Here is an 18,173-nt window from a genome sequence, read left to right as displayed (position 1 = left end):
TCTGTGCGAATCGCCAGGCGAAAGGCAAGCTGCCTTCGTGCGTGCAGCACTGTCAGGCTGGATGCCTTTACCTAAGGGACGCTGACGATTTGGGAGATTTGCTTTCGAAGAGGAAGGTGTCGCTCTTCACATTGGGACGCTAGGTTGGTAGTCTCTTGCTGCAATAAGGACAGGGCGGTTGGATGACATGCGTTATCCAACCGCACCATGCCTGAAGTGGATAGCTTGCTGCTTTGAAATGGTGCTTAGTCGTTTGTTTCCGACGTATATAATGAGGGACAAAGCGAGAGGGGGCAAAGCGGTGAAAATCGATACTCTGTACGAATTTCTCTTGCTTGCGTCTACGCTCAACTATACCGAAACCGCGAAGAGCTTTTTCGTTTCTCAGCCTGTTCTCAGCAATCATATCGCTGGCCTTGAAAAGGAGTTGGGCGTTCGGCTCTTTAACAGGAATAGCCATGCGGTCGAGCTCACGGAGGTGGGCGCGATTTTCGTTGCCGATGCGCGGAAGATTGTCGACGATTATGAGAGCGCTATGGGTCGCATCGCTCATTATCGTGAAGGTGTTACTTCGTGCGTGACGATAGGCTTTCTTCTCGGATCGTATGGCTCGTTTCTTCCAGAAGTGTGTCGTAGGTACAGCGTCAAGCATCCAGGTACCGAGTTCGAGTTCAAGGAGCTGGAAATCGGCGCTGTGCAAAGGGGACTTTCGCAAGGGACGATAGACGTTGGTTTTACGCTTTTCTCTGAAGCCGGCAATTCGAATCGCTACGAGTTTCGATGCCTCTATAGAGATCGCTATAAGCTTGCGGTTCCAAAATCGCATCGACTTGCAAAAAGGTCGTCAGTCACTATTGACGATTTGCGAGACGAGGTTGTGCTTGCTCCGCGGTTCGATAGCTTTAGGAGCACTCTCACTCAGACGAGCGTGAGGCTTCGCAGCGCTGGTATTGATGTGCGAAACGACGATCGCATTGTCGATGCGGCGGCGCTTATGGCGACGCTCGTGTCGAGCGGTCGAGTGGCCATGGCTCTCGATCATCTCAGCGTGTATGGCAACGGCAACGTCGTGTTCGTTCCTATTGAGGGAACCGGGTTCGATTTATGTGCTGGTCCGATGTGGAAGAAATCGCAAGGCAATGGGGCGGTTGAATCGTTCATTAGTTTTCTCGCGAAGGAGACAAAGGGCTTCTCGCGTGAGGATTATCTCTCAAGGCAAGGAGCCGACACGCTTCCTTTCGAGTGACGAGGCATTTGCTCCGTTGTTTTTAAATTACCAGTTCAGGATTCAATTTAGTACATTGCTGGCTGCGTCTCAACATCTAAGGTTGAGATGGTGATCCATGATTCAAATTCAACATGAGCGTCTGTAGACCTTAGGCACGGTTGTGGGGATACTTGCCTTCAGGGGGAGGCGGACACGAGGGGAGTGGGCTGCATGTCGATTATCACGCAGCGAAAAGAGTCGCAGACAAAAGATCCCAAGCGCAGCTTTTTTTATGGCTATGCGCTCGTTGTAGTTCTCGGCTTTCTATATTTCTGTTCATCGGGGATTGTTCTGGCGACGGCTACCATCGTGAACCCTCTCATGCTCCAAGATGAAGCGCTTGGGATGAACGCGACGATGCTCGGAACGGGGTTCTCGCTTTTCGTGCTGGTGCAAGGTATTTCGGCGCCGCTTGTTGGTGCATTGATCTCAAAGTGCGGTGCTCGCTTCAGCATGACGCTCGGTGCGGTGGTTCTCCTTTGCGCTATGCTTGCGCTCATCTTCTTCGTCTCTTCGCCGATTGCCTATTTTGTAGTGTTCGGAGTTGTGACAAGCGCGGCTACCATGATGGTGGGGCAGCTTGCGGTGCAGAGTACTTTGGGCAGTTGGTTTGTGGAGCGTCGTGGCGTAGCAATGACCTGCATGATGGTCATTGGCGCAAGTGCGTCATTTATAGCACCGCCCGCTGTGAACGCCATCATAGGGGCTACTGGCGGCGGTTGGAGGAGCGGATGGTATCTCATCGCTGCACTTGTTGCGTTGGCTATTCCCGTGGCGTTTTTCTTAGTGAAAAATCATCCTTCAGACATCGGGGAAATACCTGATGGCACGTCAGGAGCTAAGGTGGCAGCTAAGAAATGCGATTATAGGTTCGTGGTGTACAAGAATAAAGAGAGCGTCCCGTTCAAGCAAGTTGTTCGTACGCCGACGTTTTGGCTCATTTCCCTTGCGGCAACGAGTGGGTTCGCGGCATATACGCTCTCGACTTCGCAGGGTGTCCTCCATTTTACGTCGCTCGGTTTCGATAGTGGTCTTATTGTTGCGGGGGTGGCGCTTATGGGGGCAATGGGCCTTGTGGGCAAGATTTCCATGGGGATAGTGTCCGATCGCATCGAGCCGATACGGCTTATCGTAGTAGCCGCGCTCATTCTCGTGATTGGCATCGTAGTGGGTGCCGAGGCGTCAAGCGATGCCATGCTGCTCGTTTTCTACGCTTGTATTGGCCTTGGGTTCGGCGGCGTGAATGCAGTGTTTCCGACGGCTATGGCTAACTACTTCGGAGCAGGGTCGCTTTCGAAAAATTTAGGTACTGGGATTATGATTACAACCCTTGTCGCTTCGGCTCTTCCTATTATGAGCGGTGCTTTTTTCGATGCGACGGGGTCGTGCGCTCTGGCGTTTTACGTAACCGCGGGAATCGTTGCGGCGTGTGCAGTGTGCGGCATGCTCGTTCGTTTTCCTGCAAGGGGAGAAGGCGGCGTTCGCAGTAAGGAGGTTGTCGGGGGTTAAATGGGAGTCCGTTTCTGTTGTGTCTATAAATCTATAAGGAGGAGATAATGGAAAGCACGAACGTACCCATGTCGAAACGTCTCATTGGTATTGCTTTGGCAGCTGTATTTATCGTAGGATCGATTTTCATTCCAGGAAGCGAGACGCTCGGTCACGAAGGGGTCATGACACTCGGCTTGCTTTTGGCGCTGGTGTCCTTGTGGGTTACATCTGCGCTGCCTTTGGGCGTTACGGCACTTTTCATCATTGTAATGTGTCCGGTTTTAGGTATCGTTGGCGGCTTGGGCCAGGCAATTGGCGGTTTTGCTAGTCCGGCACTGTTCTTCATCATTGCGGTGTTCTCGCTGCCCGTTATCATGTTGAAGACCAACTGGGGTACTCGTCTTATTGGGGCTCTCATCAAATGGACGGGATCGAATTCTCGCAAGCTCGTTCTGGGCTTTATGATTGCGACCACGCTTGTCTCCACGATTATGTCTGACGTGCCTTGCACGGTCCTGTTTCTTGGTTTCGCACTTGCCATCCTGAAAGCTGCAAACGCCAAACCCTTAGAATCCAATCTTGGACGCTGCTTGATGATCGGTATCCCGATTTCTGCCGTCACGGGCGGCATGGCAACGCCGGCAGGTAGCTCTTTCAACGTTGTTGCAATGAATATTCTTCAGAAGGCTACGGGCGCGTCGATCTCGTTCCTCGATTGGGTCATCGTCGCGTTGCCGGTGGTTATCGTGATGGTTCCCGTCACCTGGTTCTTTATCACTCAGATTCTGAAGCCCGAACCCATTACCGACGAGTGCCTTCAGGGCATCCGTGAACAGGCTGCCGCAGCTAAGAAGATTGAGCCCTATGAAATCAAGGCTATTATTGTTGTGCTCGGCTTGCTCGTTCTCTGGATTGCCGGCAACTGGATTCCGGTGCTGAACGCTACGGTCGTTGCATTGATCGGTCTTACCGTGATGTTTCTTCCCGGCATGCAACTCCTGTCTTGGAAGGAATTTCAGGACGCCGTGCCCTGGGGCATTGTGCTCATGTGCGGAACCATCATGTCGCTTGGTTCGGTTATCGAGTCTACGGGTGGCGCTGCGTTTCTGGCTGGCCTTATCACCAATAGTGGCGTTATGAGTCTGAGCTCGTTTGCGGCGTTGGCGCTTATGCTTGCCTTCGTGTATATCCTGCATACCGTCTGCCCGATTGGCGTCGCTATTCTCGGTATCTTCCTGCCGATTATGATCACGCTGTGCGCAGGGTTCGGCATGTCGCCTGCTGTTCCGACTATTGCTTTGGCGGTTGTCGTTGCTGGCAACTACCTCATGCCGGTGAACCCGACGGTCATGTTAACGTACGGTGAGGGTTACTATACCTTTGGTGATATGTTCAAAACGGGCATTATCCCATCCATTGTGCTCGTTCTTCTCATGGCGGCATGGATGCCGTTTATCGTGGGAATCTTGGGTATCTAGCTAGTTTCAACGTTTTCAAAACTTATCTATCAAGGCCTGCGATCCGCTTCGTGATGGCAGGCCTTTTTGTGCTATGCGGAAACTGGATCGCCGTATTCTCTCTGCATGGCGTCTTTTGTTACAATCCACTGTTTCCCGTATTTTCGTGCATCAATGCCTGAGACGATCTTTCCATATGAAACTGCCTTGCGAAGTGTCGATTCGCTCAACCCCCACAGCTCCGAGGCGTCAGCGAATGACATAAGGTCGTCAAAAGGCGTGCTTTCTGTGACCCCGTTGTACCAGAGCTCATCGCACGAAAGATCAATGTCGTCATTCCATATGATGCCGTAGCCGCCGACGTCGACTTGGACGTCGTTGAACAGCGAGTCGTCTTCGAGGGCTTTGAAAGCGGGAATTCTCATTGCGAGCGGGGCGACATCGTATCTCTTCGTGGTTCCGTCGATGAATAGAACACTAAGCTTCATGTTGGGCAGTGGATAGACGTCTTTGATTTTGTGAAACATCGAATACCTCCTTAACTCAACGGGTCGAGCTTCTTGAATTCCTGCGTTTCCCACATGTCGAGCAGGGCATCGCGATTGATTCCAATCCACTCCCTGACCATGCCAGATGCGCGCGCAGGCAACTTGCCATCGAGCAATTCGCCTGTATTGATATCGAACGCGGCGGTGTCTTCGCCGTAAATTGCATGAACATGGGGAGGGTTGTGCTCTGATTGCAGAAAGTACATCCGAATCACGATTCCGTAAAAAGTTGAAAGTACTGGCATAACTCCCCTTTCCAATCTTGCAGATAATATAATATCACGATACAGTGATATTAGGAAGCAAAAAGCCCAAGCCTATAGAGGCTTGGGCTTTGAAAAATGCGGCGTGGGACGTTGCTACCCTAACTGGTTGATATAGAGCTCGATCGGGCCAACGTTTTTATCTTCATTGGTGGTATCTGCCTCGATGACACGAGTGAGATAGCCATTGGCTTCGACGTATACCCTAAACTTTGCGGCGGGAATCTGGTGGAACCAGAAGTCGCCGAAGTCGTCAGATTCGGTCACCTTGATTTCGCCGGAATTGAGATTCTCGAGTGTGATCTTGGCTCCTATGATGACTTCGTCAGCCTCGAGATCAACGATGATGCCGCCGATGAATCGCTTGGGCAGGTTCAGATAGTACATGCGCGGCTCGTCACTGGCGGCCCGCTCGGGCATGATGGCCTCGGCTTTTGCAATATCGTCAGCAAAATCCTCCTCGTCTCCAAAGCGCAGTGCTTCGTGCGGACATACGTCAACGCAGTGGGGAAGCTCTCCCTCGTCGACCAGGTGAGCGCATCCAGTGCACTTCTGAGGGATTGCGAGTTCCTCGTTCCAGAAGATGGCGCCATAGGGGCAGGCATCTACAAGCTCGCGCTTGCCTTCGGCCTTCACGGGATCGATGATAACCAAGCCATCTTCGCGCTTGTATACCGCGTCGGGTGCGGCTTTCATGCATGGGGCGTTGTCACAGTGTTGGCAGCGATGTATCACGTAGGATACCTTCACCTTGGGAACTTGCCCTCGAATGATTTCTTCCATGGAGGTCCAAAATTGCCCAGTGTCGGGTTGGGGTTTAGCATAGGGAAGCCATTCGTTGTCGACATGCTCGTCCTTGCATGCTAGCTGACAGTTGCGGCACCCGTTGCACTTTGCTGCATCGAAGATGAAAACCTTGCCCATGGCTATTCGCCTTCCTTTCCGTTGACGACGCGCGCAGTGGCAACAAGACCGCACGCTGGATCGTAGTCGCGCCCGAACGCTTCGGGATATTCCTCGGCAAGCTTGTGCACATCAACCTTCTCGATGTTTACCAAAAAGCCGCTTGTCACTTCGCCGTGGGCATGATTGGACGTGCAGGCGGTTGGAGCGATAAGGTTGTTCGCGCCGCCGCGGTCGAGACCGCCCTCTCCTAGCACAATGGAGTCGCAGCGCGCGCCGTGATCCTGATAAACTGCGCCTGGCATAATGCGCTCTGACACGATAACGCCGCCGAGCACGGCACCGCGCTCATTGTATACGCGCACCACGTCTCCCGTTTCGAGACTGAGCTTGCCCGCATCGATTGGGTTCACCCATACGGGTTCATACTTGTAGCCATCGGGGCCGGTCACTTTGCAGGTTTCCATTTCGCGGAACCACGTGACGTCGTCGTGCTGGGCATGCACGCGGAAATGCGGGTGGTTAGATACCAGCAGGAACGGATACTTACGACCGCGCTCCAGATACTGGCGTTCCTGATGCCCGGCGCCTTCGTCAACCCAATGCGGAATGGGACCACGCTCTTTGTCGTCGGGGAAGTTCTGTGCAAGCGTGGTGGAATAGTACTCCAGCTTGCCTGATGGTGTGCGGAGCGGGTTTGCCTCGGGGTCGTCGTGGAACTCACGCACGCCAGCGGGGATGTCCTTCCAGTCCTCGCGAGTGGGGAAGGCGTAGTACTGCTTCTCTTTGAATTCTTCAAAGGACATGCCTTCGGGAGCGCCACTTGTGTCAAAGCCCACGCGAATCCACTCGTCGTCGGTTTTCCCCCCCAGATATTTGTCGTAGATACCTTCGTATATGCCGCCGAACCTCTCGAGTTTCTTGGCTACTTCTGCGACGACTTCTTTGTCAGATTTCGACTCGCCTAAAGGCTTAATTGCCTGGCGCTCATAGAACACGACGTTCCACTGGCCTGAGTCGCAATCCGTCCCGATGTCTTCCGTTTCGAATTTGGTATTCGAGGGAAGGATGATGTCGGCGAACATGGTGTCGTTTTCCATCCAGGGATGCTGCACCACGACGCACTCGATCGACTCGTCGCGCAGCGCATCCTGCATTTTGAACCCGCCGTTCCAGCATGTTTCCCAGCAGGGCGAATCGGACCAAATCATGTGCACGCGGCTTCCGCCTTCGGGCGGGAAGGTGTAAGGGCCGTCAAACTGGTCTTCACGAGGCAAGCCAGCAGAGATGTGCCCGTACCATGAGACGGGTGGGTTCATGATTGCTTCGGGAATCATGGTCTTGGGGATGAAGCTTGTCTTGGTTCCGGTGACGTATCCGCGATACGCAGCTCCCAGACTGGGGATATGCGTCGAAGGGGGCAGGGGGTCAAGCGTGGGAATGCCGAAGAGCGTCCACTCCATGAATTTGAACTGGTTGGCGCCAGGCTTTCCGAGACCCTGCATGCCCAGAAGTGCCACTTCGAGACGCGCCGGTTCGTGCGCGAAGCATGAGCGGATGAACGAGCCGCCGTTGCAATGCGCAATGGAGACTGCGTGCTTGGCCCAGTAGCGGGCGAGCGCCTTGATGGTGTAGGAAGGCACGCCGCAGATCTTTTCGGCCCACTTCGGCGTCTTCGGAACGCCGTCCTCGCCGCCTAAAACGTAGTACTTGAAGTTCTCGAAGCCAACAGCATGAGTATCGAGATATTCCTGGTCGAAGGTTCTGTCCTTTATCCAGGTATAGGCGATGGCAAGCTGCAGCGCGGCGTCGGTGTTGGGAAGGACGGGGATCCACTTGTCGGCGTGCACGGCATTGGCATAGTTCACGTCGGGGGAGATGTGAATTTGCTTCACCCCAATCTCTGTGAACCAGAAGCAGATTCGGCTTGCCATGTATCCTCCCCAGCCGAGGGGAGTGGTCTCAGGGTCGCAGCCCCAGAACAATACTGCATCGCCGTTTTCGGAAATGTCTTTAATTACGTTGTTCTGCTTGTTCTGTTGTCCGAGCGGGTCCATGCCCCAGATATGCTTGGCGCCCCAATACCAGCCTTCCCAGCTGTCGGGCTGGCGGGACTGCAAGGTAAACCCGCCGCACAGATCGAGTAGATGGGTAATACAGCCGTGGCTCGCGTGCACCACTTTCGTTTCGCCGTGGCCGTCAATTTCGCATAGGATTGCCTCCGGGGCATATTCATCATGCATGCGCTTGATTTCGGCTGCAACGATTTCTGCTGCCTCGTCCCAGCTGATGCGCTCATAACCGCTTGTGCCGCGATTTTGTGGATTGCGTTCCCCCGCCGGATCCCAGTCAATGCGCTTCATAGGGTAGGGGATGCGGTTTTTAGAATAGACGCGCTTCTTGTAGCAAAGCGACAATGGCGAAATCAGTGTTTTAAAGCCTGGCTCGAAGGTTTTTCCCCTTGCTTCGATTTTCCAGGCGTTTAATTCCTCGGGAGTTTGATGCTCGTCGAAATGAAACGGCCTGATACGCAGGATTTTGTTCGCCTCCTCATCGATGTCAACTGTGCAGGCGTTGGCGCCGAGTCCGAAGCTGTCAAATCCGAGGCCCTTGACAATCGGTGTCCCCTTTGCGTTCTTGCTCATGCGTGCTCCTCTCCTTGCTCTCGTCTGATTGAGTCGGGATTTCCCCGGCTTATCCATGGATTAAATGCTGCGTGCCCCCAAATATTCGCTTTTGACTACCCCCGAGGCACATTGACTTTTGGCGCTCCGGGGACAGAGGGAACGCTCGGTGTCTTTGGCACACTCGGTACGGAAGGTGCACCCGCTGCACCGGGGACCTTTGGAATCGAAGGTGCGCTTGGCGCCCCTGGCACGGGCGGCGCCCCGACGGCGGCAGTCGCTTTGGCTCCGCACTTGGGACATGCATCGAGGTTTGGGTCAACCATCGCTCCGCATTTCGGACATTTGACAGGACCCTGATCGACGCTTGGTGGTCTGAAACACATGAATTTCCCCTCTCGCTCGTTTGGTTGAAAGGCGCATCGGAAAAACGAGAAGCCAGCTTGACAGCCTTCTTGTTGCCAGCGGGACACCTTTTTTAAGCGCGCCTCTCTTTTAACTAAATGGAGTATCTTTTATTGGGTGTGCCTGGTCGACAGCTGGTAATATTGAAATGAGAGCAACTTGAGGGATCGTGTCATACCCAGATGTTTAGAGGGGGGAGAGGTATGGAAAGCGTCGAAGGGGAAGATGCATCGTCGGAGGGGGCGACTCGGCGGCAAGCCGGCGTCGCATCGCTGTTCGCGGTGGCGGTTGCCGGCTTTTCGTGTTTGATAGGTTGGGAATTGTCGGTGGTGTTCTCGCCGTCGCTTCCTCTTCTGTCGTTTTGCGATATTCAGACGGCAATTGTTATACGATGCATTTCTGTGCTGACGCTTGCTTTCGCCTTTGGCTTCTTTGCGGTGAAAGCTGATTTATTTTTCAAAAATCGAGATAGGCTTGCGGTCGCTGCGCTGATCGTGTCGTTTTTGCCTATGATATGCGCGTGCGCCTACACTGCGACAGGTGCTCTCCCGATTATCGTTCTTGAGATTTCGTGGGCGTTGCTCGGAATTTCCCAAGCAATCTTGGCTACGTACTGGTGCGTAATATTCAGTCTAATGGAGTCGTCGTTCACCATGAGGGTGGTGGTCTCGGGAGGGGTTGGCGGCACATTCCTGTTCGTTATCGTGAACGCTGCGGGAGAGCTGTGGGTGAGTATGCTCGAATTGTGTCTCATCCTCTTCATTTCGGTCTTGTCTGCTGCGATGATTGCGCGCTCCATTCCGAAAAACTCTATCCCGAATGTGCAGGATTTTCGCCGCGTGCCCGACTTGTCTGCTCCCGCGTTCTTTTCCGTCGCGAGTTGTGGTGCGGTGTATGGACTTATGAGCATCGAGGTGTGTTATCAAGGCTTCATGGCAGCGCTCATGGGCGGTGCAAGCGGCATCTTCGGTGTTGCTCTCGCAGTTGTCTGGTGCGTGCTTGGCTCGCGTGTCGACATCGATGTGGGGGTTGTTCAGCGTATCGCTTTGCCACTTTTGGTAGTAAGCCTTCTCATGATGCCCCTGTTTGAGGGCCCTTTGCGTGTGATTTGGGCGTGCGTTGCCTTGGCGACGCTTGCGCATAATCAAATGTTCACTTGGTTCTCGGTGAGCATCGAGAACTATGAGTTCCGTCTGCATCCTGTGCGCCGTTTCGCGCTTCGTCAAATTCCGTCGTGGGTTGGTTTCTTTATCGGATGCCTTCTAGCCTACGCCGCCGCTTTCGTATTCCGCCTCGACAGTGAAAGTCTCTACCTGTTCACTTGCGTTTTCGTTGTAGTTATTGTGGTGGCGTTCTCTGTTTACGGTGGTGATGAGTCGAAGACGAAAAGGCGGCTTGATTCGCTCATCGACGTTGCGGCGCAAAAGGCGATAGAAGCGGTCTCGAAGCCCGAGGAGGTGGAGGTGATACCCTCCGCGGGCACTTGTGAGGGGGGAGAGCCGTTTTACTCAGAGGGCTTTCAAGACCGTTGCGAAGAGGTGTCGCGCAAGTATTCACTCACCCCGCGCGAAACCGAAGTGTTTGCGCTTCTCGCAAAGGGGCGTAACGCCGAGTACATTGCTGGGCAGCTAATGGTGACGCCTGCCACTATCAAATCGCATATCTACCATATCTATCAAAAGCTTGGTGTGAACTCCCAGCAGCGTTTGATGGATCTGGTGGACGAAGGCGAGCGATAATATTGCGTTCCTCGGAGTGTTTTAGCATTAGCCGCCTATTGTCACTGTGGCCTTGATATATCCGCGGCATCTTTGAATGCATCCGCCGAGATTTGCGGCTTTTCCAACTTAAATGTTGATGACAAGGCTCCCTTCTTCATGGATACTGATTCGAATGCGAAAAATCGAACAGTAAAGGAACCGCATGGGCACAACCCAGATAATCGCCATCGTCGTGTTCGTTGTCGTCATGGTGGCAATCGTAACTGAGAAGATTCACCGTGCGCTCGCCGCAGTCGTCGGTGCAATGATCCTGCTCATCCTCCACGTGGTCAGCTTCGACGCGGCTATGGAACACGTCGATTTCAACACGCTCGGCGTCCTTTTGGGCATGATGCTCTTCGTCGCCGTGGTGAAGCTATCGGGGCTTTTCGAGTACCTGGCCATCAAGTGCGCGCGCCTTGCGAAGGGCAATCCCTGGCTGGTGATGGTGCTCTTCGTCTGCCTGACCGCGGTGCTCTCGGCCCTGCTCGACAACGTGACGACGGTCCTGCTCATCGGTCCCATGACGGTCACGGTCTGCCGCCTGCTCGACCTCGACCCCCTGCCGTTCTTCCTCGCCGAGATCATGGCCTCCAACATCGGCGGCACGGCGACCCTCATCGGCGACCCGCCCAACATCATGATCGGATCGGCCGCGGGTCTCTCGTTCGCGGACTTCGTCATGGTCGACGCGCCGGCGGCGATCATCTGCCTCATTGTGATGATCGGGCTGTTCTATCTCCTGTTCGGCCGCAAGTTTAAAGTCGACGAGGAGCACAGGCGCGCCCTCATGGAGCGCGACGAGCGCGAGGAAATCAAGAACCCCACGCTTCTTCGCCAGAGCGTCATCATGATCATCCTCGTGACGGCGGGCTTCATGCTGCACGGCTCGCTCGGCATCGAGTCCTGCGTCGTCGCCCTCACGGCGGCGGGCATCCTCATGCTCATCTCGGGCGAGCGCATCGAGGAGGCTCTCGCGCATGTGGAATGGACGACGCTCGTCTTCTTCGCGGGCCTCTTCATCGTGGTCGGCGCCTTGTCCGAGGTTGGCGTCATCGGTATGCTCGCGCAGGCGCTCATCGACGTCACGGGCGGTTCGACCTTCGTCGCCATGCTCGTGCTGCTCTTCGCCTCTGCTGTCATCTCGAGCTTCCTCGACAACATCCCGTTCGTCGCCACGATGATCCCGATCTTGCTTTCCATGGAGGCGACCGGCATGGACGTCATGCCCCTGTGGTGGGCGGTGTCGCTCGGTGCCTGCCTCGGCGGCAACGGCACGCTCATCGGTGCATCGGCGAACGTCGTCATGTCCGACATCGCCAAGAAGCACGGTACCGAGATCACGTTCATGGGCTTCTTGAAATACGGCTTCCCGATTATGCTCGTCACCATCGCCGTGTCGGCTGTGTACCTTGTCGTGCGCTTCCCGCCGATGTAGGGTGTGACAGGTAAGACAGGTAAACCAAACGATCGAATCGGGGCTGGCAAAAGTGCCGGCCCCGTTTTCATACCGTCGAAAGAGAAAAGATAGGAATCATGTTGTCTTCTGCGTCGAATGAGCATCGCGGGCAATGCGTGCGGCTTGCGGCCTGCGTTGTGGCGCTCCTCCTGTGGATGGGGTTCATCTTCTTCATGTCGGCGAACGATGGCGACCACTCCCAGGGCATGAGCGATGGCGTAACGTCTCTCGTTCTCTCCGCAGTGTGGTCGGGCTATTCCGGCATGTCGCCCGATGAGCAGATGGCTGTCGTGGAATCGCTCAGCTTCCCCGTGCGAAAGGCGGGACATTTCAGCGAGTACGCCGTGTTGGGTCTGCTCGCCTTTGCGACACTGCGCCAGGCCCAGACGCTTCGGTCTTCCCAAGCGCTGCGGAATACGCGCATAATCGCCCCTGCTTCTGCGGGCGCGGTGGTTGTCGCCTTCTTGTACGCCTGCTTCGATGAGTTCCACCAGCTGTTCGTTGCGGGCCGAAGCGGGCAGCCGTTCGATGTCGGCGTCGACACGGCAGGCGCGCTTGTGGCGGTCGCCATCGCGGTGGCTGTGACGCGCATGCGGGAAAGGCGCCGCGTTTAGCGCGGTCTTGCGCCGCTTTCCGTGTTGGTGCGATATGCTGTTGTCCGTACATTTCTCAAACTGTTGTTTCCCGAAAGCCAGGATTCCATGATCAGACTCAACTGCGATTACTGCAAAGGCGCCCTCCCCGAGGTCCTCGAGGCGCTTCAAACTATTAACAACCAGGCGTTTTGCGGCTATGGCTGCGACGAGGTGTGCGAGCGCGCGGCTCGCCTGATTCGCGAGCGTGCAGGTGCGCCCTCGGCCGATGTGCACTTCCTCGTTGGCGGCACGCAGGCGAACTTCGTCGTCATCGAGTCCGCCCTGCGCCCATGGCAGAGCGTCATCTGCGCCGACTCGGGGCACATCAACGTGCACGAGACCGGCGCGGTCGAGCACGCGGGCCACAAGTGCGAGACCGCGCCCGCCCGCGATGGAAAAATCAGCGCCGACCAGGTGCGCGCCATTGCCGCAAACTGGGCGGGAAGCATCATTCCCGAACATATCACGCAGCCCAAGATGGTCTATCTTTCCATGGCGACGGAGACAGGTTCCGTCTATACGCTTGCCGAGCTTGCCGCCATCCGTGCGGTGTGCGACGAGTTCTCGCTCTACCTATTCATCGACGGCGCGCGCCTGTCCTACGGCCTCGAGGCGATCGGCGGCGACGTTTCCCTCGAGGACATCGCCCGGCTCGCCGACGTGTTCTACTGCGGCGGCACGAAATGCGGCGCGCTGTTCGGCGAGGCCGTCGTCATCGTGAACGACGAGCTCAAGCCGCATTTCCGCGCGAACATGAAGCAGAACGGCGCCATGCTTGCGAAGGGGTGGCTGCTCGGTGCGCAGTTCGAGGCGCTCTTCACCGACGACCTCTACTTCAAGGTTGCCCGCCGCGCGAACGAGTACGCCGCGCGTGTGAAGGACGCTTGCGCGAAGGCGGGAATTCCTCTGTTCGCGCAAACGACGACCAATCAGGTCTTCATCAACTTTACCGACGCTCAATACGCGCAAATCTCTGAGCAGTTCGAGTTGGAATTCGAGCAGCGCACGGACGAGGAGCACGTCGTCATTCGCGTCTGCACGAGTTGGGCCACGCGCGAAGAGGAAATCGTTGCGCTCGAGAAGGCCATCGCGGCTTTGTAGACACTTCTCCGCAGGACGCTGTTTCACGGTGGGGCGTTGCTGCTCGCTGGGGAAAAGCTAGTACCCTGAGCGAATCGCAATGAAAGAAAGGAACCTCATGGAAATTCTCGATACGCTGCTTCATCGCCGCAGCATCCGCAGCTTCGCGGGAGGATCCATTCCCCGCGAGACGGTCGAGGCGCTTCTCGTCGCGGGCATGTCCGGCCCTGCGGGGAAGGGGAAGAAACCTTGGCGCTTCGTCGTCGTCGAGGATGCGGAGACAATTTCCCGCCTGGCCCAAGCTCGCGACCCCAAGCAGAAGCTCTTCGACACGGCGAGCCTGGTCATTGCCGTGTTCGGGGACCCGTCCATCGCCGACACGTGGGTCGAAGACTGCTCGGTTGCCATGACCAACATGCACTTGGCGGCCGATGCGCTGGGCCTTGGCAGCTGCTGGGTCCAGGCCCGCATGCGCACTGCCGCCGACGGTACACCTTCGAGCGACTATGTCAGCCGCATCCTCGGCGCACCGGAAGGCCTCTCCCTTGAAGCGATGCTCGTTGTGGGAACCATCTGCGAGCATCTGGCTCCCCATACGCCCGCCGACATCGATATGTCGCTTGTGAGCTGGGAAAGCTTCTAAGTGCAACGCCTTCGCGATTTCGTGCGGCGCGAGGTCGTCCTCGTTGTCGCCGTCGTGCTCGCCGCCGCGTCGTGCATCGCCGTTCCGCCCGACGCGGCGTATTCTTCCTATATCGACTGGCACACGCTCGCGCTGCTCTTTTGCCTGATGGCTGTCGTTGCTGGGCTTCGCTCTCTCGGCGTCCTCGATTCGATGGGGAAGTGGCTCGTCTCACGGGCGAAGTCCCAGCGCGCAATCGCGTTCGCGCTTGTGGGAATCGTTTTCTTCGCGAGCATGACGGTGACGAACGACGTGGCGCTCATCACGTTCGTTCCCCTCGCCCTCGTGACGCTTCGCGCGGCGGGCATGGAGGGTCGCGCGCTCCTCGTGGCTGCGCTCATGACGGTGGCCGCAAACCTCGGCAGCATGCTTACGCCTGTCGGGAATCCCCAAAACCTGTACCTGTTCACCGCTTCAGGGATGTCGGTTTCCCGCTTCCTGCTGCTCATGGCACCCTACACGGTGCTTTCCGCAGCGCTTCTGACTGGGTGCATTTTCGTGCTGTTCAGGTCGAAGCCTTGTTGCGGGGAAAAGGCTGGCAAGAACGAGGGCTGCGTTCGGGGTGCTGCTGGCGGGGGAGAGGTCGTCCCGCGGTCGTGCTGGTCCGACGGCGCTGCGCCCGACTCTGCAAATGAGGCCCGCGAAGCTGCCGCCCCTGCACCCCTGTGGAAATGCAGCTGCGGACGCCTTGCAATCTACCTGGTGCTGTTCTGCATCTGCCTGCTCGCGGTTGTGGGGATTGTTGATGTGCGCATAGTGCTTGCCGTCGTCATCGCGACCGTTGCGCTTACTGATGCCGAGCAGCTTCGACGCGTTGATTTCGCGCTCCTGCTCACTTTCGTGGCGCTGTTCGTCTTTGTGGGGAACATGGTGCGCATTCCGCTTGTCCATGATGCGGTGGCGGGGCTTGTGGGACAAAACGCAATCGTCGCGGCAGTGGGCGCGAGCCAGGTGATCAGTAACGTCCCCGCGGCCGTGCTGCTCTCCGGGTTCACGAGTCAATGGGACGCCCTCATCGTGGGCACGAATCTTGGCGGGCTTGGGACGCTCATCGCCTCGATGGCGAGCCTGATCACCTTCAAGGCGATCTCTATTGGCCGCGTGGGGGCGAAGATGCGTTACTTCAAAGTGTTTACGCTGGTCAACGTGGTATTTCTGGCGGTTTTGCTCGGGTTTGCCCTGCTTTTTGGCCTATAGCCGCCCAGCAAGCCAAACACCTACCGTCGTGAGATAGGGCTTGCTGGCGTCAACTTCGCGACGACTTGCATCTCGGATAGGGTATGCTTTCGCAAAGACAAGAAAGGAGCGCCCCGATGAAGCTTTTGATTGCATCCGATATCCACGGCTCGGCCTACTGGTGCCGCGCGCTCATGGCGCGAATCGAGGCTGAATCGCCCGACACCATCGTTCTTCTGGGTGACCTTCTCTATCATGGTCCGCGAAACGACCTCCCGCGCGATTACGCACCGAAGGAGGTGCTCGCCATGCTGAACACGCTGGCCGACCGCGTCGTTGCCGTGCGCGGCAATTGCGACAGCGAGGTCGACCAGATGGTGCTCGATTTCCCATGCATGGCCGACTACGCGATCGTGATGGACGCGGTACCTGCGGAGGGCGCGGACGGGCAGCCCGCTCCAAAGGCCAAGCCGCGCCTGCTGTTCTGCACGCACGGCCATCTATTCGGGCCACAGAATGTGCCGCCGCTTGCGCGAGGTGCCGCCCTCCTGTACGGGCACACCCATGTAAAGGAGATCGTCTCGCGCGACGGCGTTCTCTTCGTGAACCCCGGTAGCGTTTCTCTCCCGAAGGACGGCTCGAACAGCTATGCGATTTACGAAAACGGTGCCTTTGAGCTGCGGGAACTTGTAGGGGAATAAATGCGGGCACGCCGCGCCGCCGCCAATCCCTTTCCTTCCCGATCGGGCCCGCGCCCGCGCGGCACGGCGCCCTACTTTGCGATCAGCGTGCCAAGGCGCATGCAGTCCGCGGAGGCGTCGTCGTCGGGGTAGTCCTTCGCGATGATGGAGTCGACCACGTCGACGCCCGCCTCCTCCGCGCGCTTCTCCCAAAGCTCCATCCACTCGCCGTCGTTCCAATCGTAGGACCCGAACAACGCCACCTTGCGACCAGGAAGATGCGGCTCCACCTCATCGTACATGGGCAAGAACTCCATTTCCTCGAGCTCCTCGTCTCCCATTGCGGGGCAGCCGAACGCGAAAGCGTCATAGTCATCGAGCTTGCTCGAATCGAAATCCGCGGCTTGGATGAGATCGGCCTCGCCGTCGGCGGCACGCGCGCCTTGCGCAATCAAATCGGCCATGGCCTCGGTGTTTCCCGTGCCGCTCCAATAAACGATAGCGACTTTATTCATGATAGGTTCTCCTTGCATATCGGGTGCCATTCGGTTCCGAGCGCTTTTATTCAGCGCTGGGCGATGTGCACGCAGGCTCCCCTCCCGTGTGCACATCGCCCAGCGCGCTCTTAGCTGGCCTGGGAATAGGCCTCGTCGGCGGGGAAGGCGTCGTCGAGGATGGCGAGGCATTCCAGCGACACTCCTTCGTCGAAGAGCTCTTCGTAAGCGCGTGTGCATTCCTTGTATTTGCAGAAGCACTCCTTCGCGTCGCGCTCGCATGAGTACACCTTCCAGCATCCGCTGCACAGGTAGTTCTCGCCCTTGTTCTCGATGAACCCTATGACGTCCTTGAACGGATATCCCAAAAAGAGGCCGATCTCGTGAGGGAACGCGCACGACCCTGAAAGCGTGCTTTGCAGGTCGGTCCCGCAGATGCGCTTGTGCAGAAGTTCGATGCAGGCCGCGAGGGAGCCGGTATCGTATCCCTCCTGCGCGAGGAAGCTTGCAACCTCAGGCCGCGAAAGGTCGCGTCGAAGCAGGTCGGGACGGTAGACATAGAGAAGCACCCCGGATTTCCTTCGCGCCAAAAGCTCGATGCGTACCCCGCAATCGTAGAGCTTGTCGCGCGTTGTGCGCAGCGCATAGGCCAGGTTGCGCTCATGGTCCCGCGCGGAGACTATGCCCGACTTGCTCTTGCCGAGCCCAGGGACCGACTCGTCGCGGCAGACGAACAGGCTTCCCGGCTTGATGCCAGCCAGTGTCGGCGTGCAGTGGTGTACCAGTTTTCGCTCGAACAATTTCACGTATTCGCGTTTGTCCACGGGAACGCTCCTTTTGTGAGGTCTTCTCGGCGATAGTTAACTCTGGGAAACTTATAAATCAGCGGCAAACGCGAGTCAAGCGTTTGGTTGAAAAAGTTTGCCATCGGTTACAATATTGCAGAAACACGATTTCTCGATTCGCGCTATCATGGACGAATTCAAACGTAAGGAGACCAGCTATATGAAGTCAAGGGCTAAACCGTAGATTCTAAGACCTTTTGATTTGTTGGAACGTTGCAGCTTGAGAACCGAATATCGAATGCTTTCGGGCATGGCGAAGCGGGCGGCGTCGCCGCCTGGAGAGGCTTCGTTTCGCCCGGCCCTATTTTCTTTCGGGGTCGTACGGGACCTGGTCGCGCATCACCGCGAACACGATGTGGCACAGCTTCCTCGCCACGGCCGTGACGGCCACGCGGTGGGGCTTG

Annotated in this window: 16 protein-coding genes; 10 read left to right on the top strand and 6 right to left on the bottom strand. The window is 56.7% G+C overall.

Annotated elements, in window-relative coordinates:
• Positions 1–301 precede the first annotated feature (301 nt).
• The 3 genes from Q0G18_RS02295 (at position 302) to Q0G18_RS02285 (ending at position 4,236) form a co-directional block, all read left to right on the top strand.
• Entirely contained in the window at positions 302–1,246 is a 945-nt protein-coding gene (locus Q0G18_RS02295; RefSeq protein WP_297149153.1) for a LysR family transcriptional regulator, read from the top strand.
• 192 nt (positions 1,247–1,438) lie between these two features.
• Positions 1,439–2,776, top strand: a complete 1,338-nt coding sequence (locus tag Q0G18_RS02290) for an MFS transporter (protein ID WP_297149151.1) — start codon at positions 1,439–1,441, stop codon at positions 2,774–2,776.
• Between the two features lie 47 nt (positions 2,777–2,823).
• A complete protein-coding gene (locus Q0G18_RS02285) occupies positions 2,824–4,236 on the top strand; it encodes an SLC13 family permease (protein ID WP_297149149.1) in 1,413 nt (470 codons plus the stop codon).
• 71 nt (positions 4,237–4,307) lie between these two features.
• On the opposite strand, the gene Q0G18_RS02280 is transcribed toward Q0G18_RS02285, so the two are convergent.
• The 4 genes from Q0G18_RS02280 to Q0G18_RS02265 all read right to left on the bottom strand — a co-directional run bounded on the left by Q0G18_RS02280 (position 4,308) and on the right by Q0G18_RS02265 (position 8,574).
• Positions 4,308–4,742, bottom strand: a complete 435-nt coding sequence (locus tag Q0G18_RS02280) for a helix-turn-helix domain-containing protein (protein WP_297149147.1) — start codon at positions 4,740–4,742, stop codon at positions 4,308–4,310.
• 11 nt (positions 4,743–4,753) lie between these two features.
• A complete protein-coding gene (locus tag Q0G18_RS02275; RefSeq protein ID WP_297149146.1) occupies positions 4,754–5,008 on the bottom strand; it encodes a DUF4160 domain-containing protein in 255 nt (84 codons plus the stop codon).
• Positions 5,009–5,122: 114 nt separating this feature from the next.
• A complete protein-coding gene (locus Q0G18_RS02270) occupies positions 5,123–5,809 on the bottom strand; it encodes a 4Fe-4S dicluster domain-containing protein (RefSeq protein ID WP_297149204.1) in 687 nt (228 codons plus the stop codon).
• 143 nt (positions 5,810–5,952) lie between these two features.
• Entirely contained in the window at positions 5,953–8,574 is a 2,622-nt protein-coding gene (locus Q0G18_RS02265) for a molybdopterin-dependent oxidoreductase (protein ID WP_297149144.1), read from the bottom strand.
• A 587-nt stretch (positions 8,575–9,161) separates the two neighbouring features.
• Here Q0G18_RS02265 and Q0G18_RS02260 point away from each other — a divergent pair.
• The 7 genes from Q0G18_RS02260 (at position 9,162) to yfcE (ending at position 16,451) form a co-directional block, all read left to right on the top strand.
• Positions 9,162–10,697 carry a LuxR C-terminal-related transcriptional regulator gene (locus Q0G18_RS02260; protein ID WP_297149142.1) on the top strand — a complete coding sequence of 512 codons (1,536 nt, stop codon included), beginning with the start codon at positions 9,162–9,164 and terminating at the stop codon, positions 10,695–10,697.
• Positions 10,698–10,881: 184 nt separating this feature from the next.
• A complete protein-coding gene (locus Q0G18_RS02255; RefSeq protein WP_297149141.1) occupies positions 10,882–12,156 on the top strand; it encodes an ArsB/NhaD family transporter in 1,275 nt (424 codons plus the stop codon).
• Positions 12,157–12,254: 98 nt separating this feature from the next.
• Complete coding sequence (locus Q0G18_RS02250; protein ID WP_297149139.1) at positions 12,255–12,791, top strand: VanZ family protein; 537 nt, start codon at positions 12,255–12,257, stop codon at positions 12,789–12,791.
• An 87-nt stretch (positions 12,792–12,878) separates the two neighbouring features.
• A complete protein-coding gene (locus Q0G18_RS02245) occupies positions 12,879–13,913 on the top strand; it encodes a beta-eliminating lyase-related protein (RefSeq protein ID WP_297149137.1) in 1,035 nt (344 codons plus the stop codon).
• A 97-nt stretch (positions 13,914–14,010) separates the two neighbouring features.
• Complete coding sequence (locus tag Q0G18_RS02240) at positions 14,011–14,535, top strand: nitroreductase family protein (RefSeq protein WP_297149134.1); 525 nt, start codon at positions 14,011–14,013, stop codon at positions 14,533–14,535.
• On the top strand, positions 14,536–15,771 hold the full coding sequence (locus Q0G18_RS02235) for an SLC13 family permease (RefSeq protein ID WP_297149132.1): 1,236 nt from the start codon (positions 14,536–14,538) through the stop codon (positions 15,769–15,771).
• Between the two features lie 116 nt (positions 15,772–15,887).
• Entirely contained in the window at positions 15,888–16,451 is a 564-nt protein-coding gene (gene yfcE, locus Q0G18_RS02230; RefSeq protein ID WP_297149130.1) for a phosphodiesterase, read from the top strand.
• A 71-nt stretch (positions 16,452–16,522) separates the two neighbouring features.
• Here yfcE and Q0G18_RS02225 read toward each other — a convergent pair whose 3' ends face one another.
• A complete protein-coding gene (locus Q0G18_RS02225; protein WP_297149128.1) occupies positions 16,523–16,945 on the bottom strand; it encodes a flavodoxin in 423 nt (140 codons plus the stop codon).
• A 110-nt stretch (positions 16,946–17,055) separates the two neighbouring features.
• Entirely contained in the window at positions 17,056–17,748 is a 693-nt protein-coding gene (locus tag Q0G18_RS02220; protein WP_297149125.1) for a DUF3793 family protein, read from the bottom strand.
• Positions 17,749–18,173: the final 425 nt, after the last annotated feature.

The sequence above is a fragment of the uncultured Ellagibacter sp. genome (assembly GCF_934636505.1).
Classification (GTDB): Bacteria; Actinomycetota; Coriobacteriia; order Coriobacteriales; family Eggerthellaceae; genus Ellagibacter.
Note: the sequence above shows the minus strand (reverse complement) of the source record. Positions and strands in the feature narration are given on the sequence as shown.

Coding starts and splice junctions, on each gene's coding strand:
- Q0G18_RS02265 (WP_297149144.1), bottom strand. CDS start 8,574: ATGAGCAAGAACGCAAAGGGGACACCGATTGTCAAGGGCCTCGGATTT.
- Q0G18_RS02270 (WP_297149204.1), bottom strand. CDS start 5,809: ATGGAAGAAATCATTCGAGGGCAAGTTCCCAAGGTGAAGGTATCCTAC.
- Q0G18_RS02285 (WP_297149149.1), top strand. CDS start 2,824: ATGGAAAGCACGAACGTACCCATGTCGAAACGTCTCATTGGTATTGCT.
- Q0G18_RS02260 (WP_297149142.1), top strand. CDS start 9,162: ATGGAAAGCGTCGAAGGGGAAGATGCATCGTCGGAGGGGGCGACTCGG.
- Q0G18_RS02225 (WP_297149128.1), bottom strand. CDS start 16,945: ATGAATAAAGTCGCTATCGTTTATTGGAGCGGCACGGGAAACACCGAG.
- Q0G18_RS02240 (WP_297149134.1), top strand. CDS start 14,011: ATGGAAATTCTCGATACGCTGCTTCATCGCCGCAGCATCCGCAGCTTC.
- Q0G18_RS02245 (WP_297149137.1), top strand. CDS start 12,879: ATGATCAGACTCAACTGCGATTACTGCAAAGGCGCCCTCCCCGAGGTC.
- Q0G18_RS02250 (WP_297149139.1), top strand. CDS start 12,255: ATGTTGTCTTCTGCGTCGAATGAGCATCGCGGGCAATGCGTGCGGCTT.
- Q0G18_RS02255 (WP_297149141.1), top strand. CDS start 10,882: ATGGGCACAACCCAGATAATCGCCATCGTCGTGTTCGTTGTCGTCATG.
- Q0G18_RS02280 (WP_297149147.1), bottom strand. CDS start 4,742: ATGTTTCACAAAATCAAAGACGTCTATCCACTGCCCAACATGAAGCTT.
- Q0G18_RS02290 (WP_297149151.1), top strand. CDS start 1,439: ATGTCGATTATCACGCAGCGAAAAGAGTCGCAGACAAAAGATCCCAAG.
- Q0G18_RS02275 (WP_297149146.1), bottom strand. CDS start 5,008: ATGCCAGTACTTTCAACTTTTTACGGAATCGTGATTCGGATGTACTTT.
- yfcE (WP_297149130.1), top strand. CDS start 15,888: ATGAAGCTTTTGATTGCATCCGATATCCACGGCTCGGCCTACTGGTGC.